Origin of the sequence: Klebsiella sp. 18074 (assembly GCF_902705905.1) — a bacterium.
GTDB classification, from domain to species: domain Bacteria; phylum Pseudomonadota; class Gammaproteobacteria; order Enterobacterales; family Enterobacteriaceae; genus Klebsiella; species Klebsiella terrigena.
Window position 1 is genome coordinate 55,180 of record NZ_CACSIS010000021.1, and the last position, 26,392, is coordinate 81,571.

Annotated in this window: 24 protein-coding genes and 1 pseudogene; 14 read left to right on the top strand and 11 right to left on the bottom strand. The window is 58.6% G+C overall.

The features are described 5' to 3' along the window. Window positions 1-4: 4 nt before the first annotated feature. The 3 genes from kdpB to kdpF are packed head-to-tail and all read right to left on the bottom strand — an operon-like array spanning window position 5 to window position 3,842. On the bottom strand, window positions 5-2,053 hold the full coding sequence (gene kdpB, locus GVK32_RS19675) for a potassium-transporting ATPase subunit KdpB (protein WP_159871979.1): 2,049 nt from the start codon (window positions 2,051-2,053) through the stop codon (window positions 5-7). A gap of 20 nt (window positions 2,054-2,073) precedes the next feature. Continuing rightward, on the bottom strand, window positions 2,074-3,753 hold the full coding sequence (kdpA, locus tag GVK32_RS19680; RefSeq protein WP_159871982.1) for a potassium-transporting ATPase subunit KdpA: 1,680 nt from the start codon (window positions 3,751-3,753) through the stop codon (window positions 2,074-2,076). After that, window positions 3,753-3,842 (bottom strand): K(+)-transporting ATPase subunit F, encoded by a 90-nt coding sequence (kdpF, locus tag GVK32_RS19685; protein ID WP_015584874.1) that lies wholly within the window; start codon window positions 3,840-3,842, stop codon window positions 3,753-3,755. The genes kdpA and kdpF overlap by 1 nt, the downstream gene beginning before the upstream one ends. A gap of 309 nt (window positions 3,843-4,151) precedes the next feature. Here kdpF and GVK32_RS19690 point away from each other — a divergent pair, with 309 nt between their 5' ends. From GVK32_RS19690 to phrB, 3 genes and pseudogenes are all read left to right on the top strand, one after another. Further along, window positions 4,152-4,358 (top strand): DUF2517 family protein, encoded by a 207-nt coding sequence (locus GVK32_RS19690; RefSeq protein WP_004859627.1) that lies wholly within the window; start codon window positions 4,152-4,154, stop codon window positions 4,356-4,358. Between the two features lie 101 nt (window positions 4,359-4,459). Next, a pseudogene (locus GVK32_RS19695) lies at window positions 4,460-4,948 on the top strand (YbgA family protein); the annotation flags it as partial. A gap of 35 nt (window positions 4,949-4,983) precedes the next feature. Continuing rightward, window positions 4,984-6,426 carry a deoxyribodipyrimidine photo-lyase gene (gene phrB, locus GVK32_RS19700; RefSeq protein WP_159871987.1) on the top strand — a complete coding sequence of 481 codons (1,443 nt, stop codon included), beginning with the start codon at window positions 4,984-4,986 and terminating at the stop codon, window positions 6,424-6,426. Here phrB and dtpD read toward each other — a convergent pair. Next, on the bottom strand, window positions 6,398-7,876 hold the full coding sequence (gene dtpD, locus GVK32_RS19705; protein ID WP_159871990.1) for a dipeptide permease DtpD: 1,479 nt from the start codon (window positions 7,874-7,876) through the stop codon (window positions 6,398-6,400). The genes phrB and dtpD overlap by 29 nt on opposite strands. A gap of 270 nt (window positions 7,877-8,146) precedes the next feature. Between dtpD and GVK32_RS19710 the strand changes: the two genes are divergently transcribed. The 6 genes from GVK32_RS19710 to nei are packed head-to-tail and all read left to right on the top strand — an operon-like array spanning window position 8,147 to window position 12,727. Further along, window positions 8,147-8,890, top strand: coding sequence for a type 2 GTP cyclohydrolase I (locus GVK32_RS19710; RefSeq protein WP_159871993.1), 744 nt, complete (start codon window positions 8,147-8,149; stop codon window positions 8,888-8,890). Window positions 8,891-8,903: 13 nt separating this feature from the next. Further along, window positions 8,904-9,560, top strand: a complete 657-nt coding sequence (pxpB, locus tag GVK32_RS19715; protein ID WP_045854492.1) for a 5-oxoprolinase subunit PxpB — start codon at window positions 8,904-8,906, stop codon at window positions 9,558-9,560. Then, window positions 9,554-10,486, top strand: coding sequence for a 5-oxoprolinase subunit PxpC (gene pxpC, locus GVK32_RS19720; RefSeq protein WP_159871996.1), 933 nt, complete (start codon window positions 9,554-9,556; stop codon window positions 10,484-10,486). The genes pxpB and pxpC overlap by 7 nt, the downstream gene beginning before the upstream one ends. Further along, window positions 10,476-11,234: a 5-oxoprolinase subunit PxpA gene (pxpA, locus tag GVK32_RS19725; RefSeq protein ID WP_123707031.1), complete on the top strand. Its 759-nt coding sequence runs from the start codon at window positions 10,476-10,478 to the stop codon at window positions 11,232-11,234. The genes pxpC and pxpA overlap by 11 nt, the downstream gene beginning before the upstream one ends. Window positions 11,235-11,275: 41 nt before the next feature. Continuing rightward, the gene (gene pcp / locus GVK32_RS19730; RefSeq protein ID WP_159871999.1) at window positions 11,276-11,920 is read left to right on the top strand and encodes a pyroglutamyl-peptidase I; all 645 of its coding nucleotides are present in this window, start codon (window positions 11,276-11,278) and stop codon (window positions 11,918-11,920) included. A 15-nt stretch (window positions 11,921-11,935) separates the two neighbouring features. Continuing rightward, the gene (gene nei / locus GVK32_RS19735) at window positions 11,936-12,727 is read left to right on the top strand and encodes an endonuclease VIII (protein ID WP_159872001.1); all 792 of its coding nucleotides are present in this window, start codon (window positions 11,936-11,938) and stop codon (window positions 12,725-12,727) included. Window positions 12,728-12,797: 70 nt separating this feature from the next. On the opposite strand, the gene GVK32_RS19740 is transcribed toward nei, so the two are convergent. From GVK32_RS19740 to GVK32_RS19765, 6 genes are all read right to left on the bottom strand, one after another. Continuing rightward, the gene (locus GVK32_RS19740; protein ID WP_159872004.1) at window positions 12,798-14,183 is read right to left on the bottom strand and encodes a sugar porter family MFS transporter; all 1,386 of its coding nucleotides are present in this window, start codon (window positions 14,181-14,183) and stop codon (window positions 12,798-12,800) included. A gap of 13 nt (window positions 14,184-14,196) precedes the next feature. After that, complete coding sequence (locus tag GVK32_RS19745) at window positions 14,197-14,700, bottom strand: RbsD/FucU domain-containing protein (RefSeq protein WP_159872007.1); 504 nt, start codon at window positions 14,698-14,700, stop codon at window positions 14,197-14,199. Between the two features lie 85 nt (window positions 14,701-14,785). Further along, window positions 14,786-16,168 carry a sugar porter family MFS transporter gene (locus GVK32_RS19750; RefSeq protein WP_159872009.1) on the bottom strand — a complete coding sequence of 461 codons (1,383 nt, stop codon included), beginning with the start codon at window positions 16,166-16,168 and terminating at the stop codon, window positions 14,786-14,788. A gap of 14 nt (window positions 16,169-16,182) precedes the next feature. Beyond that, window positions 16,183-17,136, bottom strand: coding sequence for a 1-phosphofructokinase family hexose kinase (locus GVK32_RS19755; protein ID WP_159872011.1), 954 nt, complete (start codon window positions 17,134-17,136; stop codon window positions 16,183-16,185). Next, window positions 17,133-18,476 carry an L-fuculokinase gene (locus GVK32_RS19760; protein ID WP_159872013.1) on the bottom strand — a complete coding sequence of 448 codons (1,344 nt, stop codon included), beginning with the start codon at window positions 18,474-18,476 and terminating at the stop codon, window positions 17,133-17,135. The genes GVK32_RS19755 and GVK32_RS19760 overlap by 4 nt, the downstream gene beginning before the upstream one ends. A gap of 22 nt (window positions 18,477-18,498) precedes the next feature. Further along, a complete protein-coding gene (locus tag GVK32_RS19765) occupies window positions 18,499-19,896 on the bottom strand; it encodes an FAD-binding oxidoreductase (protein WP_159872015.1) in 1,398 nt (465 codons plus the stop codon). A gap of 167 nt (window positions 19,897-20,063) precedes the next feature. On the opposite strand from GVK32_RS19765, the gene GVK32_RS19770 reads away from it, so the two are divergent. Both GVK32_RS19770 and GVK32_RS19775 read left to right on the top strand, forming a co-directional pair. Further along, window positions 20,064-20,915 carry a class I fructose-bisphosphate aldolase gene (locus GVK32_RS19770; RefSeq protein ID WP_123707040.1) on the top strand — a complete coding sequence of 284 codons (852 nt, stop codon included), beginning with the start codon at window positions 20,064-20,066 and terminating at the stop codon, window positions 20,913-20,915. 15 nt (window positions 20,916-20,930) lie between these two features. Then, window positions 20,931-21,881: a YhfZ family protein gene (locus GVK32_RS19775; RefSeq protein WP_159872017.1), complete on the top strand. Its 951-nt coding sequence runs from the start codon at window positions 20,931-20,933 to the stop codon at window positions 21,879-21,881. Between the two features lie 78 nt (window positions 21,882-21,959). On the opposite strand, the gene gltA is transcribed toward GVK32_RS19775, so the two are convergent. Continuing rightward, window positions 21,960-23,243: a citrate synthase gene (gene gltA, locus GVK32_RS19780; RefSeq protein WP_095095145.1), complete on the bottom strand. Its 1,284-nt coding sequence runs from the start codon at window positions 23,241-23,243 to the stop codon at window positions 21,960-21,962. A gap of 636 nt (window positions 23,244-23,879) precedes the next feature. Here gltA and sdhC point away from each other — a divergent pair. Genes sdhC through sdhA form a run of 3 tightly spaced genes read left to right on the top strand, consistent with a single transcriptional unit; the run spans window position 23,880 to window position 26,391 of the window. Next, window positions 23,880-24,284: a succinate dehydrogenase cytochrome b556 subunit gene (gene sdhC / locus GVK32_RS19785; protein WP_045854497.1), complete on the top strand. Its 405-nt coding sequence runs from the start codon at window positions 23,880-23,882 to the stop codon at window positions 24,282-24,284. Continuing rightward, the gene (gene sdhD / locus GVK32_RS19790) at window positions 24,278-24,625 is read left to right on the top strand and encodes a succinate dehydrogenase membrane anchor subunit (RefSeq protein ID WP_041144632.1); all 348 of its coding nucleotides are present in this window, start codon (window positions 24,278-24,280) and stop codon (window positions 24,623-24,625) included. Before sdhC ends, sdhD begins: the two co-directional genes overlap by 7 nt. After that, window positions 24,625-26,391, top strand: a complete 1,767-nt coding sequence (gene sdhA, locus GVK32_RS19795) for a succinate dehydrogenase flavoprotein subunit (RefSeq protein ID WP_159872019.1) — start codon at window positions 24,625-24,627, stop codon at window positions 26,389-26,391. The genes sdhD and sdhA overlap by 1 nt, the downstream gene beginning before the upstream one ends. Window position 26,392: the final 1 nt, after the last annotated feature.

Consider the following 26,392-nt stretch of genomic DNA (forward strand, 5'->3'; position numbering starts at 1 on the left):
TTCCTCACACCAACCCGGTCAGGGTCAGCAGCAGATCGATGATTTTGATGCCGACAAACGGTACCAGCAGCCCGCCAAGACCGTAGACCCACAGGTTACGGCGCAGCATGGCCGATGCCGACAGCGGGCGATAGCTCACGCCCTTCAGCGCCAGCGGGATCAGGAAAACGATAATCAGCGCGTTAAAGATAACCGCGCTGAGGATCGCCGATGACGGCGAGTGCAGGCGCATCACGTTAAGCATGGCGAGCTGCGGGTAAACGGCGGCAAAGGCGGCCGGAATAATGGCAAAGTATTTCGCCACGTCGTTGGCGATACTGAAGGTGGTTAACGAACCCCGGGTCATCAGCATCTGTTTACCGATATGCACCACCTCAATTAATTTGGTCGGGTTGGAGTCGAGGTCGACCATATTTCCGGCCTCTTTTGCCGCCTGGGTACCGGAGTTCATCGCCACCGCGACGTCGGCCTGGGCCAGCGCCGGGGCATCGTTGGTGCCGTCGCCGGTCATCGCTACCAGCCGACCTTCTGACTGGTACTGGCGAATCAGCGCCAGCTTGGCTTCCGGCGTCGCTTCGGCGAGAAAATCATCGACGCCCGCTTCGGCGGCAATCGCCGCCGCGGTCAGGCGGTTATCGCCGGTGATCATCACCGTTTTGATGCCCATCTTGCGCAGCTGGGCAAAGCGCTCCTTGATCCCGCCCTTGACGATATCTTTCAATGAGATAACCCCCAGTACGCGCTCGCCTTCGGCCACCACCAGCGGCGTGGCGCCCAGGCGGGCAACCTCTTCCACCTGTTTATCGACGTCCGTCGGGAAGTGGCCGCCGTTGGCCTCGACGTGGCGACGAATGGCATCGACCGAACCTTTGCGGATCATGCGCTGGTCGATGTTGATGCCGCTCATCCGCGTTTGGGCGGTGAACGGCACGAAGGTCGCCTGCAGCGACTGCAGGTCGCGCTCGCGGAGGTTAAAGCGCTGTTTAGCCAGCACGACGATGCTGCGGCCTTCAGGCGTCTCATCGGCCAGGGAGGAGAGCTGCGCCGCGTCGGCGAGGGTTCGCTCCTCTACGCCGCGGGCCGGCAGGAAGGCCGAAGCCTGACGGTTGCCGAGGGTGATGGTGCCGGTTTTATCCAGCAGCAGGACGTCAACGTCGCCGGCGGCTTCAACCGCGCGCCCGCTGGTGGCGATGACGTTCGCGCCCAGCATGCGGCTCATCCCGGCGACGCCGATGGCCGACAGCAGGCCGCCGATGGTGGTGGGGATCAGGCATACCAGCAGCGCCACCAGTACCGTTACGCTGACCGCGCTGCCGCTCCACGCGGAGAAGGGCCAGATAGTGGCGGTGGCCAGCAGGAACACTAGCGTCAGGGCGATGAGCAGGATCGTCAGCGCGATCTCGTTCGGCGTTTTGCGCCGCTGGGCGCCTTCCACCATCGCGATCATCCGGTCAAGGAAGGTTTCGCCGGGGTTAACGCTGCAGCGGATCACCAGCCAGTCGGAGAGAATGCGCGTCCCGCCGGTGACCGACGCGAAGTCGCCGCCGGATTCGCGGATCACCGGTGCCGATTCCCCGGTGATGGCGCTCTCATCCACCGAAGCGCCGCCTTCAATCACTTCGCCATCGCAGGGAATGATATCCCCGGCTTCCACCAGCACCACGTCGCCTTTGCGCAGGTCCTCGGCCGGAATATGGTCGATCTGGGCATCGTGCTGCGGGGCGCGAAGCTTGCGGGCGAATGAGGTCTTTTTCACGCCTTTCAGGCTGTTGGCCTGGGCCTTACTGCGCCCCTCCGCCATCGCTTCGGCAAAGTTGGCGAACAGCACGGTAAACCACAGCCAGATGCTCACGGCGGCGGTAAAACCGGCGCTGCCGGCGATATGCCCGCTGGTCATGCCGACGGCGAGCAGGGTGGTGACCAGGCTGCCGATCCAGACAATGAACATCACCGGGTTACGCCACTGCACCGCAGGGTTGAGCTTTTTCACCGCGTCCAGCAGCGCCTGGCGCACCAGCGTCGGCTCCAGCAGGGCTAATTGTTTGCGACTCATAACAGGTTGCTCCGCATCGCTTAAAGTAAGGAGAAGTGTTCCGCCAGCGGGCCGAGTGCCAGCGCGGGGATAAAGGTCAGGGCGCCAACCAGCAGCACGGTACCGATCAGCAGGCCGATAAACAGCACGTCATGGGTGGCGAGCGTGCCGGTGCTGGCGGGCTGAATTTTCTTGCCGACCAGCGAGCCGGCAATCGCCATCACCGGAATGATGACCGCGAAACGACCGGCCAGCATGCAGAACGCCAGCAGCAGGTTCCAAAACGGGGTGGCCGCGCTCAGGCCGGCGAAGGCGCTGCCGTTGTTATTGGCCGCCGAGGTGACGGCGTACAGCACCTCGCTAAAGCCGTGCGGGCCGGGGTTAAACATCGCCGCCCGTCCGGCATCGGTCATCATCGCCAGCGCGGTGCCGAGCAGAACCAGAGTCGGGGCGACGAGGATCGCCAGGGCGATCATTTTCATCTCGCGCACGTCGATCTTTTTACCGAGATATTCCGGCGTCCGGCCGATCATCAGTCCGGCGATAAATACCGCCAGCATGACGAACAGCAGCATGCCGTACAGGCCCGATCCGACGCCGCCGAAGACCACCTCGCCGATCTGCATCAGCCACATCGGCACCATGCCGCCCAGAGCGGTAAAGGAGTCATGCATGGCGTTTACCGCACCGCAGGAGGCGGCCGTGGTCACCACCGCAAACAGGCTGCTGGCTAAAATGCCAAAGCGGCTCTCTTTGCCCTCCATATTGACACTGCTATCGGCGCCAAGCGCCAGCAGGTGCGGGTTGCCGTGGGTTTCCGCCCACATCACTACCGCCACGCAGACGATGAAGATAAGCGCCATGGCCCACAGAATTGCCCGGCCCTGACGGCGATCGCCCACCGCTTCGCCGAAGGCAAAGCACAGCGCCGCCGGGATCAGGAAGATCGCCAGCATCTGCACCATATTGCTTAGCGCCGTCGGGTTTTCGAACGGATGCGCCGAGTTAGCGTTAAAGAATCCGCCGCCGTTGGTCCCCAGCATTTTAATGGCTTCCTGCGACGCCACCGGCCCCATCGGCAGCGTCTGGCGTACGCCTTCCAGGGAGGTGAACGCCTGATACGGCAGCAGATTTTGCGGCACGCCCTGCTGAATAAAGAACAGAGCGATCAGCAGCGAGATCGGCAGCAGCAGCCAGAGCGTGATGCGGGTGAGGTCGATCCAGGCGTTGCCGAGGGTGCTCACCTGCTGGCGTGACCAGGCGCGGGTGAAGGCGAAGATCACCGCAATGCCGGTTGCCGCAGAGAGGAAGTTCTGCACCGCCAGGCCCGCCATCTGGCTGAGGTAGCTCATGGTGGTTTCGCCGGCGTAGGCCTGCCAGTTGGTGTTGCTGACAAAGCTCACCGCCGTGTTCAGCGCCAGGTCCCAGGAGAGGCCGGGCAGATGCTGAGGGTTCAGCGGCAGCGATCCCTGCAGCATCAGCAGCGTAAACAGCGCCACCAGCCCGAGGGCGTTAAACAGCAGAATGGCGAAGAGATACTGATACCAGTTCATCTCCTGCGAACGAATACCTGCGACGCGCCAGATCCCGCGCTCTATCCTGGCCAGGCCGGGCAGCGGGGTATCGGCAATCATTCTGGCAAGCACCGTTCCCAGCGGGCGGGCCAGAACCATCAGCAGCAGAATAAAACTGGCGATAAGTAAAAATCCTTGAGCGGCCATCAGAATGCCTCCGCGTTGATCAGGGCATAAACCAAGTAAGCCAGCAACAGGAACACCAGCGCCACGCCAGCGATTACGCCTGCACTCACAATCCACCTCCGGGTGTATTTACGATTTACCCGCAGGATAGGAATTACGGCGCAAAGATTTTGCAAAAATCGGCGGGGGCGGTGTAAAAAAAGTATAAAAATGCCAAAGACCATTATTTAACTAATGGTTAGTATTAATTTAACTTTTCTGTAACTAAGTTACCGGGTGAATGTAAATAAAGGCTAAATAAGCCGCTTTTAGTGGTCGGATGAGTAGTAAAATTACAACCAAAGCGCTATTATTTTGCGCAGAGAGACATTGATAATTTACCGGCGTTAATTGCCGGCCTGACATAAGGGAGAGAAATTATGGCGTTATACAAAACTTATCCTGCTCACGTAGTCTTCTTACGTCGCGCTTTCGCCGTCGTGGCCGGCGTAGCGGCACTTCCGGTGATGCTGTTCTGGAAAGACAGAGCCCGCTACTACAGCTGGCTGCACCGCGTATGGGCGAAGACCAGCGAACAGCCGGTATGGATGGCGCAGGCCGAAAAGGCCGCCGCTGATTTTTACTGATAGCCAGCCTGTCGACTGATAAAGCAACCGCCGGTTTTCCGGCGGTTTTTTTTCGCCCGTAGTGGCTTACACTGAGAGCTCTTAACGATAAAGGAGCCGTCATGAGCGATAACTGGCTAGAGGACGATGAGCAAACCCGTCTTTACACCCTGCGCGAGCTGGATAATTTGCGCCGCGACGGGCTGACCCGCGGCCGGCTAATGGATTTTCACAGCCGCTATAAGCTGTTACTGCTGGCCCATTCACAGCCTGAATATCGCCAGATTGGTCCCTTCGTGGCGGAGATCGCCCGCTGGCCGTCGCTGGAGAAATTTTTTGTGGCCTACCGCGAGCGGCTGGTGAAGCTGCTGGCCCATCCCTCCACCCGCGCCAACCACACCAACGTGCTGATGCACGTTCAGGGCTACTTTCGCGAGCATTTGACCGCGCAGCAGAAGCAGGAGCTGACCTCGCTGATTGACCAGTATCGCCGCGGCGAGCAGCCGCTGCTTGCGCCGGTGAGCCTCCTCCAACACTATATGAGCGAATTTCCCGATCCCTGGCTCGCCAACCAGCGCTATTTCAATCCCTGGCCCGAGGCGCAGGGCTAACGAGACGTTATTAAGAGCATAAGAGCAGGAGTTTTATGGCCACCCATCTGGTCTGGTTTCGCGCGGATCTGCGCATTCACGATAATCTGGCGCTGGCTGCGGCCTGCCGCGATCCCGACGCCAGGGTTCTGGCGCTGTTTATCGCCACGCCCGAACAGTGGCGCCAGCACGGGATGGCGCCGCGTCAGGCGGCGTTTATCGTTAGCCATCTGCGCAGCCTGCAGACCGCGCTGGGCGAGCGCGGTATCGCCCTGCAGGTGGCGCAGGCGACAGATTTCTCCGCCAGCGTCGCCCTGCTGGCCCGCTTCTGCGAGGAGCAGCAGGTCAGCCATCTGTTTTACAACTATCAGTATGAAATTAACGAGCGCCAGCGCGACGCGGCGGCGGAGAAAACGCTGAGCCGCGTGGTGTGCCAGGGGTTTGACGACAGCCTGCTGCTGCCGCCCGGCAGCGTGCTGACCGGCAGTCGTGAAATGTATAAGGTTTTCACGCCCTTCAAAAATGCCTTTGTTCGCCGCCTGCGCGAGACGCTGCCGGAGTGCGTCGCGGCGCCGAAGGTGCGTAAAAACGAGCCGCTGACGCCCGCCGCCCTGCGGGAGATTGACTACCCCCAGACGGCGTTCGATCCGCTGCTGTTTGCCGCTGACGAAAAAGCGGCCATCGCCGGCCTGCGCGCTTTTTGCCAGCATAAGGCCGCCGATTATGACCAGCAGCGCGATTTTCCGGCGCTGGAGGGTACCAGCCGGTTTTCGCCGTGCCTGGCGACGGGCGTGCTCTCGCCGCGCCAGTGCTTGCATCGTCTGCTGGCGGAGCTGCCCGGCGCGCTGGACGGCGAGGGCGGGTCGGTGTGGCTCAACGAGCTTATCTGGCGCGAGTTCTACCGCCACCTGATGGTTTACTATCCGAGGCTGTGCAAGGGGCGGCCGTTTATCGCCTGGACCGACCGGGTGGCGTGGCGCGATGATGCGCCGGGGCTGCAGGCGTGGCAGGAGGGGCGTACCGGCTTTCCGATTGTCGATGCCGCGATGCGTCAGCTCAACGCGACGGGCTGGATGCACAACCGCCTGCGGATGATTGTCGCCAGCTTTCTGGTGAAGGATCTGCGCGTCGACTGGCGCGCCGGCGAGCGCTATTTCATCAGCCAGCTGATCGACGGCGATTTAGCCGCCAATAACGGCGGCTGGCAGTGGGCGGCGTCTACCGGGACCGATGCGGCGCCCTATTTCCGCATCTTCAACCCCACGACTCAGGGCGAGAAGTTTGATAAAGCGGGAGGGTTTATTCGCCAATGGCTGCCGGAGCTGGCAGCGGTGCCGGAAAAGGCCCTGCACCAGCCGTGGGTCTGGGCCGATAAGCAGGGCGTAACCCTGGCGTACCCGCGCCCACTGGTCGATCACAAGCAGGCGCGGCTGGAGACGCTGGCAGCCTGGGAAGCCGCCAGCAAAGGCGCTACTCCAGCGCCAGGCGGCGGGTCCTGACCCGCAGGGAGTGATAGAGCCAGATTGCCAGCACCAGGCCTACGCAGGCCAGCGAGCCCCAGGTAATCTGGCTGAACACGTCGATGTAGGCCTCAATCGCGTAGTGCGCCGCCCCGGCCGAATCGAACGAAGCCTGCGACGTCTGGTCGGCGATAACCCCCGCCAGATAGTTGGCGATGGCGCCGGAGAGCAGCATATAGATGCCGGTCAGCACGCCGGTGACGCCGGGTATTTCAATCCGCGTAATCTGCGACATCGCCACCGGATCGATAAACAGTTCGGCAAAGCCCATGACCGCCAGCCCCAGCACCATCAGCGGCATTGAGGAGTGGCCGTAGGTTGCCGACCAGCGGGCGCTCAGCGTCAGGATACAAAAGCCGGCGCTCATCAGGCCAAGGCCGAGCGCAAATTTGCCCCAGATGCGCACGGTGCGGTTACCGGTGATATTCTCTTTGACCAGCCACGCCAGCACCATTCCGCAGAGCATCACCGCAAAGGCGTTCACCGACTGGAACATTGCGGTCGGGACTTCGTAGCTCATCACGTGGCGGTTAACGAAGCGGTCGATGTAGAGGCTGATAGAGCTGCCGCCCTGCTGGGCAAAGGCCCAGAACAGCAGGCTGAAGCCGGTCAGGATAATAATCAGCCGCAGATCCCGGCGCTGTTTGGCGGTATCCGCCCGCAGATAGATCCTTGCCAGCACCGCCAGGCCAATGACGGTGGCGACAATCAGCGCATAGACCGACCACTCCTGCCAGAACAGCACCGTAATCAGCAGCGGCGTAGCCACCAGCAGCACCAGCAGCCAGCCCCAGTTCGGCAGCAGAAAGTGGCGGGCGAGCAGCGCCTCGCGATTGACGCCGGAGGTGTGGCGAAAATGACGGCTGCCGCAGAGGAAGATCACCAGCCCGGCGATCATGCCGATGGCCGCTAGCGCGAAGCCCATTGCCCAGCTGTACTCTTCCTGCACGTATCCGCAGGCGATAGGCGCGATAATCGAGCCGATATTGCCCGCGGCGTACATCAGCGAGAAGCCGCCGTCGCGGCGCGGATCGGTCGGCTCGTATAGCTCACCGAGCAGGCAGCTGACGTTGGACTTAAACAGCCCGTAGCCGCAAACGATAATGGCCAGCGACAGGTAGAGGAAGGTGGGGGCGATTTCGCTGGCGCCGAGCACCAGGTGGCCAATGGCCATCAGCAGCGCGCCGATCATCACCGCCATGCGGTTGCCTAACAGCTTATCGGCCAGAAAGCCGCCGAGGATCGGCGTAACGTAAACCAGGGAACAGTAGGCGCTGAAGAGGGCGTAGGCGTGGTTATCATCATACTTAAGCTGATTGGTGAGGTACAAAATCAGCAGCGCCCGCATACCGTAAAAACTGAAATATTCCCAGATTTGCAGCGCGACGACGTAGTAGATAGCGCGCGGCTGCGATGATTGTGTGTTCATGTAACGCTCAGTTCCTGCCGTAAAACGAAAGTCGATCTTCCTGCATGAATAGCTATTTAGTAGTGAAATTCATGGTCTAAAAGGCTTTCTGGTTATTTAATATGCTGTAATAGTGCATAAATATACACGAATGCGCGAAGAGGTGGGTAGACAAATTGCGGCTTTAAGCTAAAAGTCAAAATAGAGCGCGTTGCGAGCGTGCTATCGACGGTCAGCGAGGTTATCGTTATGTTATCTTCGCAGATAACATAACGACCTGATGGAGCGGCAATGAAAAATAGCGAACTGGAACAACTCATTAACGAAAAGCTCAATAGCGCGGCCTTTAGCGACTACGCGCCGAACGGCCTGCAGGTGGAAGGACGCGAGACGGTGCAACGAATTGTCACCGGCGTGACCGCCAGCCAGGCGCTGCTGGATGAGGCCGTCCGCCTGCAGGCGGACGCGGTGATTGTCCATCACGGCTATTTCTGGAAGGGAGAGACGCCGGAGATTCGAGGCATCAAGCGCCAGCGTCTGAAGACCCTGCTGGCCAACGATATCAACCTCTACGGCTGGCACCTGCCGCTGGATGCTCACCCTGAACTGGGCAATAACGCGCAGCTGGCCCAGCTGCTGGGTATCACTATCAAGGGCGAAATTGAACCCCTGGTGCCGTGGGGCGAACTGTCGATGCCGGTCTCCGGCCTCGAGCTGGCCTCGTGGGTTGAAGCGCGTCTGGGTCGCAAACCGCTGTGGTGCGGCGATACCGGGCCGGAAAAAGTCTCCCGGGTAGCGTGGTGCACCGGCGGCGGCCAGGGCTTTATCGACAGCGCGGCGCGCTTTGGCGTCGACGCTTTTATTACCGGCGAAGTGTCGGAGCAAACCATCCACTCGGCGCGCGAGCAGTCACTGCATTTTTATGCCGCCGGGCACCATGCCACCGAGCGAGGCGGTATTCGCGCCCTCAGCGAATGGCTGACGGAAAATACCGATCTGGACGTCACGTTTATTGATATCCCCAACCCGGCTTAAGGGAGAGAGAAAAGTGCAGCGAGCGCGTTGTTATCTGCTAGGCGAAACGGCGGTAGTGCTGGAGCTGGAGCCCCCGGTGACGCTGGAAAGCCAAAAGCGCATCTGGCGCCTGGCCCAGCGGTTGGCGGACCATGAAGATGCGGTGGATGTGATACCGGGGATGAACAATATCACCGTGGTGCTGCGCCATCCGCAGCTCATGGCGTGGGATGCGATTGAACGTTTACAGCGCTGGTGGGAAGAGAGTGAAGCCCTTGAGCCTGAGTCGCGGGAGATTGCGATCCCGGTCATCTACGGCGGAGAAGCGGGCCCCGACCTCGGTGAGGTGGCGCGCCACTGCGGGCTGACGGAGAAGCAGGTGGTGGAGCTGCATTCGTCGGTGGAGTACGTAGTGTGGTTCCTCGGCTTCCAGCCGGGCTTCCCCTATCTCGGCGGCCTGCCGGAGCAGCTGGCAATGCCGCGTCGCGCTGAGCCGCGCCTGCAGGTTGCGGCGGGGTCAGTCGGCATCGGCGGCGCGCAAACCGGCGTCTATCCGCTGGCGACGCCGGGCGGCTGGCAGTTGCTGGGGCGCACGCCGCTGGCGCTATTTGATGCGCAGCGTAAAGAGCCGGCGCTGCTGCGCTCTGGCGACCGGGTGCGCTTTGTGCCGCAAAAGGAGGGCCTATGTTGAAGATGATCCGCGCCGGAATGTACACCTCGGTGCAGGACGGCGGACGGGAAGGACAGCGCCGGTCGGCCATCAGCCGCTGCGGCGCGCTGGATAAGCCGTCGCTGACGATCGCTAACCTGCTGGTGGGGAATGACGCCAATGCGGCCGCTCTGGAGATCACCCTTGGGCAGGCGGATATTGAGTTTGAACGCGACTGCTGGTTTGCGCTGACTGGCGCCGCCTGTGAGGCGACGGTGGACGGCAGGCCGGTATGGGTCGGCTGGCGGACGGCGGCGAAAGCCGGCCAGCATCTGGTGCTAAAAAATCCTCAGTACGGTATCCGCAGCTATCTGGCGGTGGCGGGGGGCATCGACGTACCGGTGGTGCTGGGATCGCGCAGCACGGACCTGAAGGTCGGAATTGGCGGGCTGGAAGGGCGACGTCTGCAGGACGGCGATCGGCTAAAACTGGGCAAAGCGTCCCGCGAGTTCAGCGGCCCGCAGGGCGTCAGGCAGCTGCCGATCGGCAACCGCATTCGCGCGCTGCCGGGGCCGGAATATCATGAATTCGACAGCGCCTCGCAGGCCTCCTTCTGGCGCTCGCCGTGGCAGCTGAGCGCGCAGAGCAACCGAATGGGCTACCGCCTGCAGGGACAGCCGCTCGTACGCACCACCGACCGCGAAATGCTCTCTCACGGCCTGCTGCCCGGCGTGGTGCAGGTGCCGCATAGCGGTCAGCCGATTGTGCTGATGAACGATGCGCAAACCACCGGCGGCTATCCGCGGATTGCGAGCATCATTGAGGCGGATATGTACCAGCTGGCGCAAATTCCTTTGGGTCAGCCCATTCACTTTGTTCCCTGCTCGCTGGAGGAGGCGCTGAAAGCGCGCGCCGACCGCCAGCGCTACCTGGACCAGCTGGCGTGGAGGCTTAACGATGATAATTGACCTTAATGCCGATCTTGGCGAAGGCTGTGCCAACGACAGCGCTCTTTTACAGCTGGTCTCTTCCGCCAATATCGCCTGTGGTTTTCACGCCGGCGATGCGCTGCTGATGCACCAGTGCGTGCGCGAGGCGCTCAAAAACGGCGTTGCGATTGGCGCGCATCCGGGCTATCCCGACCGGCAAAATTTTGGCCGTACCGCGATGCAGCTGCCGCCGGAAACGGTTTACGTCCAGACGCTATACCAGATTGGCGCCCTGGCCGCGATTGTCCGCGCCGAGGGCGGCGAGCTGCGGCACGTCAAGCCGCACGGGATGCTCTACAACCAGGCGGCAAAAGAGGCTCCGCTGGCGGATGCGATTGCCAGAGCCGTTCGCGATTTTAATCCCGAGCTGGTGCTGGTTGGGCTGGCGGGGAGCGAGCTGATTCGGGCGGGCCAGCATTACCGGCTACCCACCCGCCAGGAGGTGTTTGCCGACCGGGGATACCTGGCCGACGGCAGCCTGGTGCCGCGTTCACAGCCCGGCGCGCTGATTGCCGATGAGGAGCAGGCGCTGGCGCAAACTCTGGAAATGGTGCAGCACCACCGGGTGCGCAGCGTCACCGGCGAGTGGGCGCACGTTATGGCGGAAACCGTTTGTCTGCACGGCGACGGGGAGCACGCGCTGGAGTTTGCCCGCCGTTTACGCGCGGCGTTTGCCGGACGCCACGTTCAGGTTAGCGCCGCAGTGGAAGACCAGGTCGGTAGGTAGTTACAACATACTATAGCGATATCGGGAGAGGAGAAGGGAGCATGGCTGGCGTATTGATCACCGGTTTCGAACCGTTTGACGGCGAAGCGGTTAACCCTTCGTGGGAAGTGGTAAAGCGACTCGATGGCGCTATCATTGCCGGAGAGCGCGTCGTGGCGCGGCAGCTGCCCTGCGTTTTTAACGAGGCGCTGACGGTGCTTCACGCCGCGCTGGATGAATTCAGGCCCGCGTTAACCCTTGCTATTGGCCAGGCGGGAGGGCGGGCTGATATTACCGTTGAACGCGTGGCGATAAACGTCGACGATGCGCGGATCCCGGATAACAAGGGCCAGCAGCCGATCGATCGGCCGATTGTGGCCGGTGGTCCGGCCGCCTGGTTCAGCAGCGTGCCGATCAAAGCGATCGTCGCCGCGCTGCGCCAGCAGGGCATTCCCGCTTCGGTATCACAAACGGCGGGGACCTTCGTGTGTAATCACGTTATGTACGGTCTGCTGCACAAGCTGCAGGGTCAGGCTGGCGTAAAAGGCGGCTTTATTCATATTCCGTATCTGCCGGAGCAGGCGGCGGCCCATCCCGGTGAGGCGAGTATGGCGCTGGAAACGATACGAGCGGCGCTGGAAACGGCGATTGCCGTATCCTTGACTCACGACGACGATCTCAGCGTTACCGGCGGCGCGATGCACTAACAGAAGGACGATATTATGCCGGAAGGTCCGGAAATCCGCCGCGCGGCGGATAGCCTGGAATTGGCGATTAAAGGCAAACCCCTGACCGAGGTCTGGTTTGCCTTCCCGCAGCTGCAGCCCTGGCAGTCTGAGCTGGCGGGCCAGCAGGTGACGCACATTGAGACGCGCGGCAAAGCGCTGTTGACGCATTTCTCCGGCGGGCTGACGCTGTACAGCCACAATCAGCTATACGGCGTGTGGCGCGTGGTCGCGGCAGGGGAGCAGCCGTTGACCAACCGCATTCTGCGCGTCAGGCTGCAGACGGCGGAGAAGGCGGTACTGCTCTACAGCGCTTCGGATATTGAAATATTGACCCCGGCGCAGCTGGCGGTACACCCGTTTTTACTCCGGGTCGGCCCCGACGTGCTGGATATGAGCCTGACGGTGGAAGAGGTCAAGGCCCGCCTGCTGTCGGCAAAATTCCGTCAGCGTCAGTTTTCCGGCCTGCTGCTGGACCAGGCATTCCTCGCCGGGCTGGGCAACTATCTGCGCGTTGAAATCCTCTGGCAGGTGGGATTGACCGGGCGACACAAGGCCTCGGCGCTGACGGACAGCCAGCTCGATGCGCTGGCGCAGGCGCTGCTGGCGATCCCGCGTCTGTCCTACACTACCCGTGGCCAGGTGGATGACAATCTGCATCATGGGGCGCTGTTTCGCTTTAAGGTTTTCCACCGCGACGGCGAGCCCTGCGAACGCTGCGGCACGCTTATCGAGAGAACCATGCTCTCCTCCAGGCCGTTCTACTGGTGCCCCGGCTGCCAGCGTTAAAGCGGCTTGCTAACCCTGCGCGTAGGCGGGCAGGGTTAGCGTGCTTTTTTGAAGGCGGGTCGTGTCGTATTCAGGCCGCGCTCATCTCGGCGCTGATTTGCTCAAGGGATTTATCTTTGGTCTCCGTTACGCAGAAGAGATTGAGTAAAAACCATAGCAGACAGCACAATCCATAGAGCAGGAAAGGGAAACTGCCGTTGAACCACTCGTTGAGCACGCGGCTATCCGTCAGCATCGGGAAGGTCTGGGAGACAATAAAGCTGCCGCTCCAGATTAAAAATGTCGCCCACGACATCAGCTTACCGCGAATAATATTCGGTGACAGCTCCGGGATAATTATCCATAGAATAGGTCCGACGGTTCCGCCAAAAAATAAAATATAGATAATCATAATCGCCAGCATAAAGATGCTGGTGATGCCCATCCAGATTAAAATTCCGAGCAGCGTAAGCGATACAAAGCAGACAAACGATCCGACGATCAGGAGCTTACGTCGACCATATTTATCCACCCGATATACGGCCCATACCGCAGCGGCAAAAAATGCGATACCGATAATAATTTGCTGATAATAGGCGGTGCGTTCGTTGGCGATGCCAATATTTTCAAGTAATACGTTGCCATAATACAGGACGGCGTTAATGCCACAAAGATTTGCCAGCAGCGCCATGGCGAGGATCGTAAATGATACTCTGCGGTATTTTTTCGATAATAGTGAGGTGGTGGCCTCTGAGCTTCCGACCCCGCTATCGGCAAATGAGCGTTTAATTTCCGACAATTCAGCGGTACAGTCATAGCCCTCGCCATTAATATATTTCATTATCTTATTTGCTTCGGCATCCCTGTTTTTACCCATTAGCCAACGTGGGGATTCTGGCAAAAAGCAGACGAGGATCATAAACAAACAGCCGGGAAGCGCCATCGCGCCTAACATAAAGCGCCATGAATATTGGGTCGCCCACGCCTGATCTGGCGCCTGTGCGGCGACCAGCGCATTGACCAGATAGACCAGCAGGATGCCGAAAGCGATCATCATCTGGTAAAAACCCAGCGTTTTACCGCGTATTTCCTGTGCCGATATTTCGCCGATATACACGGGGGCGGTTGCCGAACCCAGGCCCACGCCGATGCCACCAAGGATCCTGAACAGGATAAACAGGGTAAAGTTATAGGGGAATGCGGTGAATATCCCCGCTAAAAAAACCAGTAACCCGGAGATCAGTAATGCTTTTTTCCGCCCCAAAGAGTTATTGATAAACTGCCCGCTCAGTGCGCCTATCATAAACCCTAAAACGACCGAAGAAACCGCCCATCCGGTACCGATAGCATCAAGTGAAAAATATTTACTGAGATGAGAAATTGCCCCAGCGATAACTGCGGAATCAAAACCATACAACAACCCCGCTAATGAGGCAATGAGGGATAATTTATAACTCATATAATGTGTTGTATTCATGTGCAGGCACCCGTTAGTAAACTTTTTTTATTTTTGGTACGGCCTTGTCGGTAATGCGCCGGGAGCGTTCAATATATTCAGGGATGATTTTCATGGAGTCGTCGAACCAGGCATCAGGATCGGTGCTGGCGACCAGCGCAAAGTTTCCCCAGGGCATCAGTGAACCGGAACGAATAGTCACTTTAGCCCGCGGATAAATATCGGTAACGAGATTGCTGTGCGGAATCAAGGTGAAGTCCGCACCGCTGCCGGTAAATATCTCGGTTACGCGGGTGAGTAGTTTTGGATTATTATCCGGGACCTCATCGGCAAAAATAACTTCTTCGATGAAAATTTCATTGCGTAGAACGGCGAGAATTTCAAGAAGATCGACGCTCCCGGAATAAAAGGCAAGATCGATGCGGTTCGCGTTAGCGGGAATCGGGGCACCGGCATCGGTAACTAATATAATGTCGCCATGCCCTAAACTGGCTAACGCTGAGGCGATTTGTGGATGTAGGATTTTTCCAGGTCTCATAATGTACTCCGGATAGTGTTATTTATATAAGTAAAATACGGCACAGGGTGTCAGGTGGTGAAACGCTCCCGCCGTGGGCTAAGGATTATTTATGGTGTAATTCGAGCTCTATTTCCTCCAGGGTCTTGCCTTTAGTTTCAGGAACCATGGTCAGGACAAAAATTAGCGCGACCGCCGATGTGGCGGCAAAAATAAAGAATGTGCTTGCCGCACTGATATTTTCCACGAGGACCGGGAAAAAGCGCGACACGAAGAAGTTGCCTCCCCAAAGGGCAAACGTTGCGATAGAAACCGCCACGCCGCGGACCTGAATAGGGAATATTTCTGCGATGATGACGTAGGCCACGGTGCCATAAGAGACGGCGAAAATAGCCACATAGGCGAGAATACTCAGCAGCAGCAGGGTGGTGTGCGCTTCGCTGGCGCGGAACAGCATCCCAATACAGGTTAGCGCAATCGTCATACCGATAGAGCCGAAAATCAGCAGCGAGCGGCGTCCGACTCTATCAATGATCCACATGGAGAGCAGGGTCGAAATAACCAGCGTCAGGCCAATCAGCACGGTAAAAGACATCGCGCCGCTGACATCCACACCCGCTGTTTTAAAGATTTCCGGGGCGTAGTAAAAAATGGCGTTAATCCCGGTAATTTGTTGAAACAGCGCCACGCAAAAGCCGACGATCAGCGCCTTACGCAGGCGGGGGGTAAACAGCTCACTCAGCCGAAACTGGCTTTCGTTTTGTAACGCGGCCTGGATCGCCGCCAGCTGCTGCCTGGCCGTTGCCTCATCCGGATTAATTTTTCGCAGCACCTCGAGCCCCTTCGCATCATGCCCCTTGCGCAGCAGCCAGCGTGGGCTTTCCGGCACCCATGTCAGCAGGATCAGAAAGATCGCCGCGGGGGCGATGCCGGTCGCGAAGATAACCCGCCAGCCGTATTCGATATTCCACGCTTCGCTGGCGCTACTGGCGATGATTGCCGCAATCGAAAAAATAGCCAGATTGCCCACGCAGTTAAAAAGCTGATTTAACGAGACCAGTCGACCGCGAATGTGCGCCGGAGAAACCTCGGCGATGTAGAGCGGCGCGATGGTTGTTTCCACGCCGATACCCACCCCCACGAGGATGCGAAACCACACCAGCATCTCCGCCGAGGTCGCCATGGCCTGACCGAGTACGCCAAAAATAAAAATCAGCGCCGTCAGCAGCAGAACTTTTTTTCGTCCTACCGCATCGGAAAGCGGCCCCGCCAGCGCAACACCGATGATACAGCCCACGATAATCGAAGACGTTACCCAGCCGATACCGTTCGCATCAAGGGTGAATTTGCTTTGTAAAAAACCGACGGAGCCGGAAATACTGCCGTTATCAAAACCAAACAGAAACCCGCCGACGGCGGTCACAATGGAGATCAACAGAACGTTACGCATCCAGGCGGTTTTTGCTGAGATAGAGGCATGACTGACCATAATACACTCCGTTATTAGGCGGGTGAGCGTACCGCGCGTACCGCGCAGCGTTGTTGTAATACATGAAGGCTGACGTCGGCGGCCAGGCCCGCCGTTGAGCTGGCCGCATTGGCCGCGCCGCAGGCCGCCGCGAGCGTCAGGTGCGCCGCCCAGCCCGACTTCGGCCGGGCCAGCAGGCTGGCGATGAGCCCGGCGCAGTACGCATCACCGGAGCCGACGGCGCTGAGCATCGCCACGGCGGGGGCGGCGATTGTAAAATTTCCGTCCGGGGTCAGCGCCTGGGTCGGCTGCTGCCCATCGGTAATAATCACGCAGCGCACGCCCTGCGCGATCCAGTGGCCGGGTAAATCGTCCGCCGTCTCCGCATTGGCCTGCCGCAGCTCATCGCGGTTGATTTTGATGATGTCGGGCAGCGCGGCGGCGGATTGCAGCAGCGCGGCTCCGTGAGTATCGAGCAGCGAAAGGACGCCATGTTCGCGGGCCAGGGATATCCAGCGCCCGTACTCGTCCGGCGTCAGGTTCTGCGCCAGAGAACCGGTGCAGACAACGGCGCTGGCGCGAGGAAGCTCCGTCGCCAGCATGTTCCACAAACGGCGGTATTCTTCGGGCTGAATAGCCGGGCCGACGGCGTTGTAGACGCTGGCTTTGTCCGGTGCTTTTTGCTCCGTTACCACCTCGCAGATGCGGGTGCTGGCGGCAATCTCGCACCAGCGTCCGTCCAGCCCTTCCTCGGCCAGCAGCTCGCGGCATAGCCGACCCGTCGCGCCGCCAAGAAAACCGAGCAGTAGGGGCGCCGGCGCGTTTTCCAGCTGTGGCTGAAGCTGGCGTAAAACGCGCGCCACGTTCACCCCTTTCCCGCCGGCCAGGGTTTTATCGTTCAGCAGGCGATGGACCGTTCCGGGACGCTGTTGGTCGACCAGCAGCAGGCGTTCAATAGCCGTATTCAGCGAGGCGATAAGCACGTTCACAGGCGGTTCTCCCGGTGAGTGGTAATGAGCCAGCTTTCGCGAGCGATCATGGCGGCGCCGGTGGCAACCGGTTCAGCGAGCTCGCTGACGAACAGCGGCATTTTCCAACGACGTTTTCGGTGCTCAAGCATCTCTTTGCGCTGGAATAGCGAGCCCATCAGCACGGCATCCTGCGGACGGATTGCGCCAATCTCGCACATCCTGGTCAGCAGTCGAAATGCGCGATCGGCGATATGATTCAGGGTCGCCTGCACGATATTTGCTGGCTGAACACCGGCAGGCAAATGGTGCAGTGAAAACAGGCCCAGAGATTCGTCTTCATTAACCGAGACCGACACGCCAGGCGTGCGCGCCTCCTCGAGCAGCTCGCGAAACAGCGGATCGTAATCCCCCTGATAGAGCAGTTCCGCCAGCGTCTGAATGATTTTCCCCGACGGCGTTGCGCAGCCCATGACAAATTCTCCCGGCTGCCAGGTTCGTTCGATATCCACGCCAAGCTGCCAGGCGATAGGCGTATCCGGGAAGTGAGGCGTCAGCACCATCAGATATTCCGAGGTGCCGATCGAATCGAAGACGTGAGTGGGCTGGCGACTCTGAACCGCCCAGGCGGCAATAATTTGATCGTGCCCGCCGGCAAAAACGCAGGCTGCGGGATGCAGCGCCACTCCGGGAAGAGCCTGAGGGCTAATCTCCCCGCAGTGCTCGCCGGTGTTAACCGTAGCCGGGAAAATTTCGGGGCGCAGTCCGAGCCTATCCAGCGTGGGTTCATGGAGATGCATCGATTGTAAATCGACGCACTGCGAGTGGGTTATTTGCGAGGTGCAGGCCCGCCATTCGCCGGTTAAACGCCACATTGTGTAGCTGCCGAAATCTACCCACTGGTCGATTTTTCGCCAGAGTTCGGGATGCTGCTGGCGTATCCAGCTCAGCCGTTCCGGACTCTGGTTCGGGCGCGATCGCATCCCGGAAACAGCATAATGCGCCTGGCTATCCAGCCAGAGATGGACGTCGTCGGGCAGCGCGGCGGCAGGGTAGTTTTCCCACCACGCCAGCGATGGATAGATAACATCACCATAGCGATTGACCGCCACCGACTCCTCCTGGCCGAAGGTGCCGATGGAGATCGCCGCCAGCGGGCCGCAGGCGCGGGCCTCGCTGCGGGAATAGTCGATGATAAGCGCCGCCACGGTTTGCCAAACCGCCTGTGCATCATGGAAGGTCAGCCCGTCGCGCTGGAGGACGGGTGTGCGGCACTTTTTCACCGCCAGCGGCTGACCTTCTTCGTCGATGCCGATAATTTTTATATGCGTGGTGCCAATATCAATGCCGAGAAACCACATGGTGATGACCCTCAGTTAAGCGTTATAGCCCCAGTTTGCCAGGGTTGAGAATGCCGTTTGGATCGAGCGCCTGCTTGACGCGTCGCAGCAGTATATGCGCCGAACCAAGCGATTCCCGGGCATAGGGTGAGCGTACCAGTCCACCGCCGTGGTGGTGCGAGAGCTCGGCGCCGTGCGCCAGGCAGACGCGCATCGCCTCCCGCCAGATAGTGCGCAGCTTATCGACCGCCTCGGTGTCGTTGGCTTCGTGCCCGAGAAGGATCATGTACATGGAGGTCCCCTGCGGATAGACGTGGGAGAAATGCGAGAGAACTTCGCCGGCCAGCGGCGTCAGCGCTTGATTCAGGTCGTGATACAGGCTGGCAATACCGTCCCAGGTATGGGCGACTTCGATGGTTTCGGCAAAGCCGCCGCTGCAATCCAGCAGCTTTTCGACCGTTGAGAAGTCGAAGCGGCGATCCATCCACTGCAGTACACCCTGAGTACCGATCGATTTGCCGCCGTGACGCTGGACAAGGGTCATAAATGCGTCCATTTCCGCGCGGGCAACGGCCTCAACGCCCTGAGTGCCGAGGAACATCACCGGCTTGTCCTGAGCCGGATTTTGCATAGCGTGACGGGCTTCGCTGGGATCGTACACCCGGAGGAGGAAAGGGCGCAGCCCGGCCATCGCCTGTTCGCGCATGATCTGCAGTCCAGCTTCGACGGAGGGCAGCTCCAGGGTGTCGTAAAGACGCGTTTGCGGCAGCGGGAATATCTTGAGCTGCACCGAGGTTACTACGCCCAGCGTTCCTTCTGCGCCGATAAAAAGCTGGCGTAGATCCGGCCCCATCGCCGCGCGCGGCGAGGCTTTCAGCCGTACCTTTTCACCCGTTGCGAGGATAACCGTATAGGCGGTGATGAGATCTTCAATTCCGCCGTAATAAGAGGAGAACTGGCCGGTCGCCAGCGTTGATAGCCAGCCGCCGACGCTGGACTGGTACAGCGATTGCGGTGAGTGTCCTAGCGTCCAGCCCATCTGCTGCAGTTCATCTTCAAGCTGACCGCCGTTGTAGCCGGCGGAGACTTCAACGGTCAGGTTGGTCGTATTGATTGCGCGCTGATGCGCCATGCCGGTGAGATCGAGGACGATACCGCCCCGCGTGGGTAGCGGCTGTCCGGTGACCGAAGAAGCCAGGGCCCGAGGGGTGACCGGCGTATCGTTCTCCGTCGCCAGCGCGAGCACCTGCTGGATCTGTTGCTCATCGGTGACCTTCACCACAACGTCCGCCTGGTAATCATGGCACCCTAAGCGCCTGAGCTTTGTCGACAGTGGCCAGGTATCGTGGCTTGAGGCCTGAAGGGTTTCGCGGTCGCTCAGTACCTGCTGTTCTGGCAATATATTTTTCAAGGCGCTAATGAGATGGGAAATGTCCGGCATACCGACTCCTGCATTGACAATTGTAGAGAACATCCTGGCGGTCTGGCGGAGAAAACGCGCTCAGGGATAATTCATTGACATCGTGTTGATGGCTAATATACGATCAATTTGCAGAAAGCTGCAAATTGCATTTTACTTTTTTAGTCAACTTTGTGAAGGAGAGCAAGATGGATTCCCGTACCGGCAAGGCAGTTCGTTTAAGTCGTATTTTGCGCCCGGAAACAGGGCACGCGGTGGTCGTAGCCGCCTCCCACGGGGTGATGTCCGGCCCACCGTCGGGGCTGAAAACCCGCAGGGATATTGAAACCGTCTTTGCCCAGCTGCGCGGCGCGGATGGGGTGATGGTATCGCCGGGGATGATCCCGCTGGTGGATCAGACGTTTATGGGGCGTGACAGGCCGGGGTTTGTGCTACATCTCGACTGGAAAAACCACGCGCGTTCGATCTATACGCCGGGAAAAGATGGCCGCAGCGAAGGCGTGCTGGTGCAGCTGGCAGAAATTAGCGAGGTGGCCGCCAGCGGTATTGATGCAGTGATGACCTATATGTACCTCGGGCAGAAGGATACGGCGCTGGAACAGGCGGAAATTGCGCGCAACGCGCGTATTGTTCGCGAATGTGAACGATACGGTATCGCGGTGATTATCGAACCGCGCTCGGCGCTGGAGGGCATCGATCCCGACGCGCTTAGCGCCGGGGTGATGAGTATGTACTGCCGCATTGCCGCCGATATCGGCGCGGATCTGGTGAAGGCGCTTTGGCCCGGCTCGGTGGAGGATTTTGCTGCGGTAACAAGCACCTGCTATACTCCAGTGCTGCTGGCAGGCGGTGCGGGCGGCGAAGATCCGCAGTCAACGCTGCAGCTGGCGGCCGATGCCATGCAGGCGGGAGCGAAAGGGGTTATGTTTGGACGACGTATTTTCCGCGCGCAGCGGCCGGCCGGCGTGCTTCGCGCGCTGAATGCCGTGGTGCATGAAAACCACAGCGTTGAACGGGCGCTGCGGCTTCTGGAACAGTAAGAGTTGACGGAAATAATGACGGTTATTGCGCACGATGCGAAACAGCTTTCTCCGGTCGCATTTATTGCCCGCACGATTATCACGCTTGGGCTATCTGGCCGTCTGCCGACCACCTCCTGGTTTCAGGAGGTGCTGGATATTGGCTCTGGTACGGTGCAAAAGGCGCTGCAGGAGTTGAAAAAAGATGGCGCGGTTAATCTCGTCTCTCGCGGGCACCAGGGGACGTTTGTGGTCTCCTGGGATTTCCCGACGCTCTGGGACGCCGCGCGCATGCCGCCGGTGCATATCCTGCTGCCGCCTCGAGGCTCCCTCGAAGCGACGCAGGTGGCCTCCGCGTTTGTACAGCAGTCCGAATGCTGGGGTGTGGTCACCACCGTCGGCTATCTGCGCGGCGCGCGTTCGCGCCTGGCCGCTTTTGAGCATCATGCGGTTGATATTGTTCTGCTCTCTTCCGGCTCTGCACAAATGCTGATGGCGGATGCCGCCGAACAGGGCTTCGAACTTTTTGACGTCGGCTACGGAAGCTACTATCGACCGGGTAGTCTGGTGGTGGTGGAGAAAACCGATGCGACCTTAGTCCGGCGCCCACGCGTCGGCATCGATTTTCATTCCAGCGATCATCAGCGGCTGACGCGAGCCCAGTTCCCGGAAGCGGATTATGAATATGTGGAAGTGGATTTTACCCTGCTGCCGCGTTCCGTTTTTCTCGGCGAAATTGATACCGGCGTCTGGCATCAGCAAGCATCGCTGATTCCGCTGGATAAGGTTGGGTTGAACATTTGTCCGTTGGATAATCCGTCCGCGCAGGCGCTTGCCAAAGAGATTTCCAGCGCGGTACTGGTGGTCCGCTCGTCCTCTCCCGTAGCCCAACTGCTGCATCAGCTCGATCTTCCGCGCCTGCAGCAGCAATCATCTCAGGCGTTCGATAGCCTCAATGACCTTCAACTGGCGTTTCGTCTGCCCTGAATGGTGCTCAGATAGCAGCGATATTGCAGAGATAAAAAACGCGCCCTTAAGGCGCGTTTTTTGTTGCCGAAACCTGGCTTAGTGCTTGATGTCGCACTTGAAATCGCGTTTGTCGTAGCCGGTGTACAGCTGACGCGGACGGGCAATTTTCATGCCGTCGCTGTGCATTTCGTTCCAGTGGGCAATCCAGCCAACGGTACGCGCCATCGCGAAGATAACGGTAAACATGGAGGACGGAATACCCATCGCTTTCAGGATGATACCGGAGTAGAAATCGACGTTCGGATAGAGTTTCTTCTCGATGAAGTACGGGTCGTTGAGCGCAATGTGCTCAAGCTCCATCGCCACTTCCAGCAGATCGTCTTTGGTGCCCAGCTCTTTCAGCACTTCATGGCAGGTTTCACGCATGACGGTGGCGCGCGGGTCGTAATTTTTATACACGCGGTGGCCAAAGCCCATCAGGCGGAAAGAGTCATTTTTATCTTTCGCACGACGAACGAATTCCGGAATGTGCTCAACGGAGCTGATCTCTTCCAGCATCTTCAGCGCCGCTTCGTTCGCGCCGCCGTGCGCCGGTCCCCACAGGGAGGCGATGCCTGCAGCGATACAGGCGAACGGGTTCGCGCCTGAGGAGCCTGCGGTACGGACGGTTGAGGTTGAAGCGTTCTGTTCGTGGTCAGCGTGCAGGATCAGAATACGGTCCATGGCGCGTTCCAGTACCGGATTAACCTCGTAGGTTTCACACGGCGTGGAGAACATCATATTCAGGAAGTTACCCGCGTAGGAGAGGTCGTTGCGCGGATAAACAAAAGGCTGGCCGATTGAATATTTGTAACACATTGCTGCCATTGTCGGCATTTTGGACAGCAGGCGGAACGCCGCGATATCACGGTGGCGCGGATTATTAACGTCCAGGGAGTCGTGATAGAACGCCGCCAGCGCGCCGGTAATACCGCACATCACCGCCATCGGGTGCGAGTCGCGACGAAACGCATGGAACAGACGGGTAATCTGCTCATGGATCATAGTGTGGCGGGTAACGGTGGTTTTGAACTCTTCGTACTGGGCCTGATCCGGCTTTTCGCCGTTCAGCAGGATGTAGCAGACTTCAAGGTAGTTGGACTCGGTCGCTAACTGATCGATCGGGAAACCACGGTGGAGAAGAATACCTTCATCACCGTCGATAAAGGTGATTTTAGATTCACACGATGCGGTTGACGTGAAACCAGGGTCAAAGGTAAATACGCCTTTTGAACCAAGACTACGAATATCAATAACATCCTGGCCTAGCGTGCCTTTTAGCACATCCAGTTCGATAGCAGTATCACCACCTAGGGTGATTTTTGCTTTTGCATCAGACATTTATGGTCTCCTTAGCGCCTTTATTGCTTAAGACTGCCGGGGGGGATTTGCCTTCGGCTCGTGCCTGATTACGTTACCAGTTTGTTATGTTGCACACAGCTCTGCGACAGCGGAATTGGCAGGGTACAGAGCAAAGGCGCTTGATGGAACGTTTTCAGTTTACGACGAAATAACAGCAAATCAGTGTTTTAGCAGCCCGAATTTGAAAATCGTTATACCACTAATAACCGTCCTGATTACATTGGTCAATACCGTCACACTGTTGCATAACTTATTCTCAGGTGAAAGAGTGACCCCATAACTTTTGAGCATTATTGCATTTATCTGGTAATGGTTGTAACAAGAATGTTTAATATTTGTCAAATCAGGTGATTAAATTTTAAAATAATGTTGTTATCGTGACTTTGATCACTGTTCGGGACAAAACCCGACAAACTATATGTAGGTTAATTGTAATGATTTTGTGAACGGCCTATACTGCCGCCAGGTCTCCGGAACACCCTGCAATCCCGAGCCACCCAGCGTTGTTTGGTCACGTTTTCGCTCCTGAAAAGGAGTTTATTCATGACTACAGGTTATAGAAAGGACGCTGTCTGACCCGCAAGCAGACCGGAGGAAGGAAACAATAAGAACAGCATGTGGGCGTTATTCATGGTAAGAAATGTGAAAAAACAAAGACCTGTCAATCTGGATCTGCAAACGATCCGGTTCCCAATCACGGCGATAGCGTCCATTCTCCATCGCGTATCCGGTGTGATCACCTTCGTGGCGGTCGGGATTCTGCTTTGGTTGCTGGGCACCAGCCTTTCCTCTCCCGAAGGTTTCCTCACTGCGGCATCCATTATGGATAGCTTCTTCGTGAAATTCATTATGTGGGGCATTCTGACCGCATTGGCTTATCACGCAGTGGTCGGTATCCGCCACCTGATGATGGACTTTGGCTACCTGGAAGAAACCCTCGAAGTAGGGACACGCTCCGCCAAGATTTCTTTTGTTATTACTGTCGTGCTTTCACTTCTCGCAGGAGTCCTCGTATGGTAAGCAACGCCTCAGCACTGGGACGCAACGGCGTACATGACTTCATTCTGGTTCGTGCTACCGCCATCGTTCTGACCCTCTACATCATCTATATGGTCGGCTTTTTTGCCACCACGGGTGAAATATCATGGGAAGTCTGGACGGGTTTTTTCTCCTCCGCGTTCACTAAAGTCTTCACCCTGTTGGCCCTCGTCTCCATCCTGATCCACGCCTGGATCGGTATGTGGCAGGTACTGACGGACTACGTTAAACCACTGGCTGTGCGCCTGGTTCTGCAACTGCTTATCGTCGTTGCGCTGGTGGCTTACGTTCTTTATGGATTTGTTGTGGTGTGGGGTGTGTAATGAAATTGCCTGTCAGAGAATTTGATGCTGTTGTGATTGGTGCCGGTGGCGCAGGTATGCGCGCGGCGCTGCAGATTTCCCAGAGCGGCCAGTCCTGTGCGCTGCTCTCCAAAGTGTTCCCTACTCGTTCCCATACCGTTTCCGCGCAGGGTGGCATCACCGTTGCGCTCGGTAATACCCATGAAGATAACTGGGAATGGCACATGTACGACACCGTTAAAGGGTCGGACTACATTGGTGACCAGGACGCCATTGAATATATGTGCAAAACCGGTCCGGAAGCGATTCTCGAACTGGATCATATGGGCCTGCCGTTCTCGCGCCTCGAAGATGGCACCATTTATCAACGTCCGTTTGGCGGCCAGTCGAAAAACTTCGGCGGCGAGCAGGCGGCACGTACCGCGGCGGCGGCTGACCGTACCGGCCACGCCCTGCTGCATACCCTGTATCAGCAAAACCTGAAAAACCACACCACTATCTTCTCCGAATGGTACGCGCTGGATCTGGTGAAAAACGCCGACGGTGCCATCGTTGGCTGTACCGCGCTGTGTATTGAAACCGGCGAAGTGGTGTACTTCAAGGCCCGCGCAACCGTGCTGGCCACCGGTGGTGCAGGTCGTATTTATCAATCCACCACCAACGCCCACATCAATACCGGTGATGGCGTTGGGATGGCGATCCGCGCCGGCGTGCCGGTGCAGGATATGGAAATGTGGCAGTTCCACCCAACCGGGATCGCCGGGGCTGGGGTTCTGGTCACCGAAGGCTGCCGCGGTGAAGGCGGCTATCTGCTGAATAAACACGGCGAGCGTTTTATGGAGCGCTATGCTCCGAATGCGAAAGACCTGGCGGGTCGTGACGTGGTGGCGCGTTCCATCATGATCGAAATCCGCGAAGGTCGCGGCTGCGACGGTCCGTGGGGCCCGCACGCCAAGCTGAAGCTTGACCATCTGGGTAAAGAAGTTCTCGAATCCCGCCTGCCGGGTATCCTTGAACTGTCCCGTACCTTTGCGCACGTTGACCCGGTGAAAGAGCCGATTCCGGTTATCCCAACCTGCCACTACATGATGGGCGGTATTCCGACCCGCGTAAGCGGCCAGGCGCTGACCGTTAACGCGCAGGGCGAAGATGTGGTTATTCCTGGGCTGTTCGCCGTCGGTGAAATCGCCTGCGTATCGGTCCACGGCGCTAACCGTCTGGGCGGCAACTCGCTGCTTGACCTGGTGGTGTTCGGCCGCGCGGTCGGCGTACATCTGCAGGAGTCTATCGCCGAACAGGGCGAGCTTCGCGACGCGACGGAAGACGAGATCGACGCTTCCCTGGCGCGCCTCAACCGCTGGAACGGCAACCGTAACGGTGAAGACCCGGCCGAGATCCGCAAAGCGCTGCAGGAATGTATGCAGCACAACTTCTCGGTGTTCCGCGAAGGTGATGCGATGGCGAAAGGGCTTGAGCAGTTGAAGGTTATCCGCGAGCGTCTGAAAAATGCGCGTCTGGACGATACCTCCAGCGAGTTCAACACCCAGCGCGTTGAGTGTCTGGAGCTGGATAACCTGATGGAAACTGCTTACGCCACCGCGGTGTCGGCAAACTTCCGTACCGAAAGCCGTGGCGCGCATAGCCGCTTCGACTTCCCGGAACGTGACGATGAAAACTGGCTGTGCCATTCCCTGTACCTGCCAGAGTCGGAAGCCATGACGCGTCGTAGCGTCAACATGGAACCGAAACTGCGCCCGGCATTCCCGCCGAAGATTCGTACTTATTAAT

What these genes read in the sequence shown, in the direction of transcription:
- pcp (WP_159871999.1), top strand. Translation starts at nt 11,276, where the DNA reads ATGGCTGGCGTATTGATCACCGGTTTCGAACCGTTTGACGGCGAAGCG.
- GVK32_RS19760 (WP_159872013.1), bottom strand. Translation starts at nt 18,476, where the DNA reads ATGTGGTTTCTCGGCATTGATATTGGCACCACGCATATAAAAATTATC.
- GVK32_RS19765 (WP_159872015.1), bottom strand. Translation starts at nt 19,896, where the DNA reads ATGCCGGACATTTCCCATCTCATTAGCGCCTTGAAAAATATATTGCCA.
- kdpA (WP_159871982.1), bottom strand. Translation starts at nt 3,753, where the DNA reads ATGGCCGCTCAAGGATTTTTACTTATCGCCAGTTTTATTCTGCTGCTG.
- phrB (WP_159871987.1), top strand. Translation starts at nt 4,984, where the DNA reads ATGGCCACCCATCTGGTCTGGTTTCGCGCGGATCTGCGCATTCACGAT.
- gltA (WP_095095145.1), bottom strand. Translation starts at nt 23,243, where the DNA reads ATGTCTGATGCAAAAGCAAAAATCACCCTAGGTGGTGATACTGCTATC.
- GVK32_RS19740 (WP_159872004.1), bottom strand. Translation starts at nt 14,183, where the DNA reads ATGAATACAACACATTATATGAGTTATAAATTATCCCTCATTGCCTCA.
- pxpC (WP_159871996.1), top strand. Translation starts at nt 9,554, where the DNA reads ATGTTGAAGATGATCCGCGCCGGAATGTACACCTCGGTGCAGGACGGC.
- sdhC (WP_045854497.1), top strand. Translation starts at nt 23,880, where the DNA reads ATGTGGGCGTTATTCATGGTAAGAAATGTGAAAAAACAAAGACCTGTC.
- GVK32_RS19745 (WP_159872007.1), bottom strand. Translation starts at nt 14,700, where the DNA reads ATGAGACCTGGAAAAATCCTACATCCACAAATCGCCTCAGCGTTAGCC.
- GVK32_RS19690 (WP_004859627.1), top strand. Translation starts at nt 4,152, where the DNA reads ATGGCGTTATACAAAACTTATCCTGCTCACGTAGTCTTCTTACGTCGC.
- sdhA (WP_159872019.1), top strand. Translation starts at nt 24,625, where the DNA reads ATGAAATTGCCTGTCAGAGAATTTGATGCTGTTGTGATTGGTGCCGGT.
- pxpA (WP_123707031.1), top strand. Translation starts at nt 10,476, where the DNA reads ATGATAATTGACCTTAATGCCGATCTTGGCGAAGGCTGTGCCAACGAC.
- kdpB (WP_159871979.1), bottom strand. Translation starts at nt 2,053, where the DNA reads ATGAGTCGCAAACAATTAGCCCTGCTGGAGCCGACGCTGGTGCGCCAG.
- GVK32_RS19710 (WP_159871993.1), top strand. Translation starts at nt 8,147, where the DNA reads ATGAAAAATAGCGAACTGGAACAACTCATTAACGAAAAGCTCAATAGC.
- dtpD (WP_159871990.1), bottom strand. Translation starts at nt 7,876, where the DNA reads ATGAACACACAATCATCGCAGCCGCGCGCTATCTACTACGTCGTCGCG.
- GVK32_RS19775 (WP_159872017.1), top strand. Translation starts at nt 20,931, where the DNA reads ATGACGGTTATTGCGCACGATGCGAAACAGCTTTCTCCGGTCGCATTT.
- GVK32_RS19750 (WP_159872009.1), bottom strand. Translation starts at nt 16,168, where the DNA reads ATGGTCAGTCATGCCTCTATCTCAGCAAAAACCGCCTGGATGCGTAAC.
- nei (WP_159872001.1), top strand. Translation starts at nt 11,936, where the DNA reads ATGCCGGAAGGTCCGGAAATCCGCCGCGCGGCGGATAGCCTGGAATTG.
- sdhD (WP_041144632.1), top strand. Translation starts at nt 24,278, where the DNA reads ATGGTAAGCAACGCCTCAGCACTGGGACGCAACGGCGTACATGACTTC.
- GVK32_RS19770 (WP_123707040.1), top strand. Translation starts at nt 20,064, where the DNA reads ATGGATTCCCGTACCGGCAAGGCAGTTCGTTTAAGTCGTATTTTGCGC.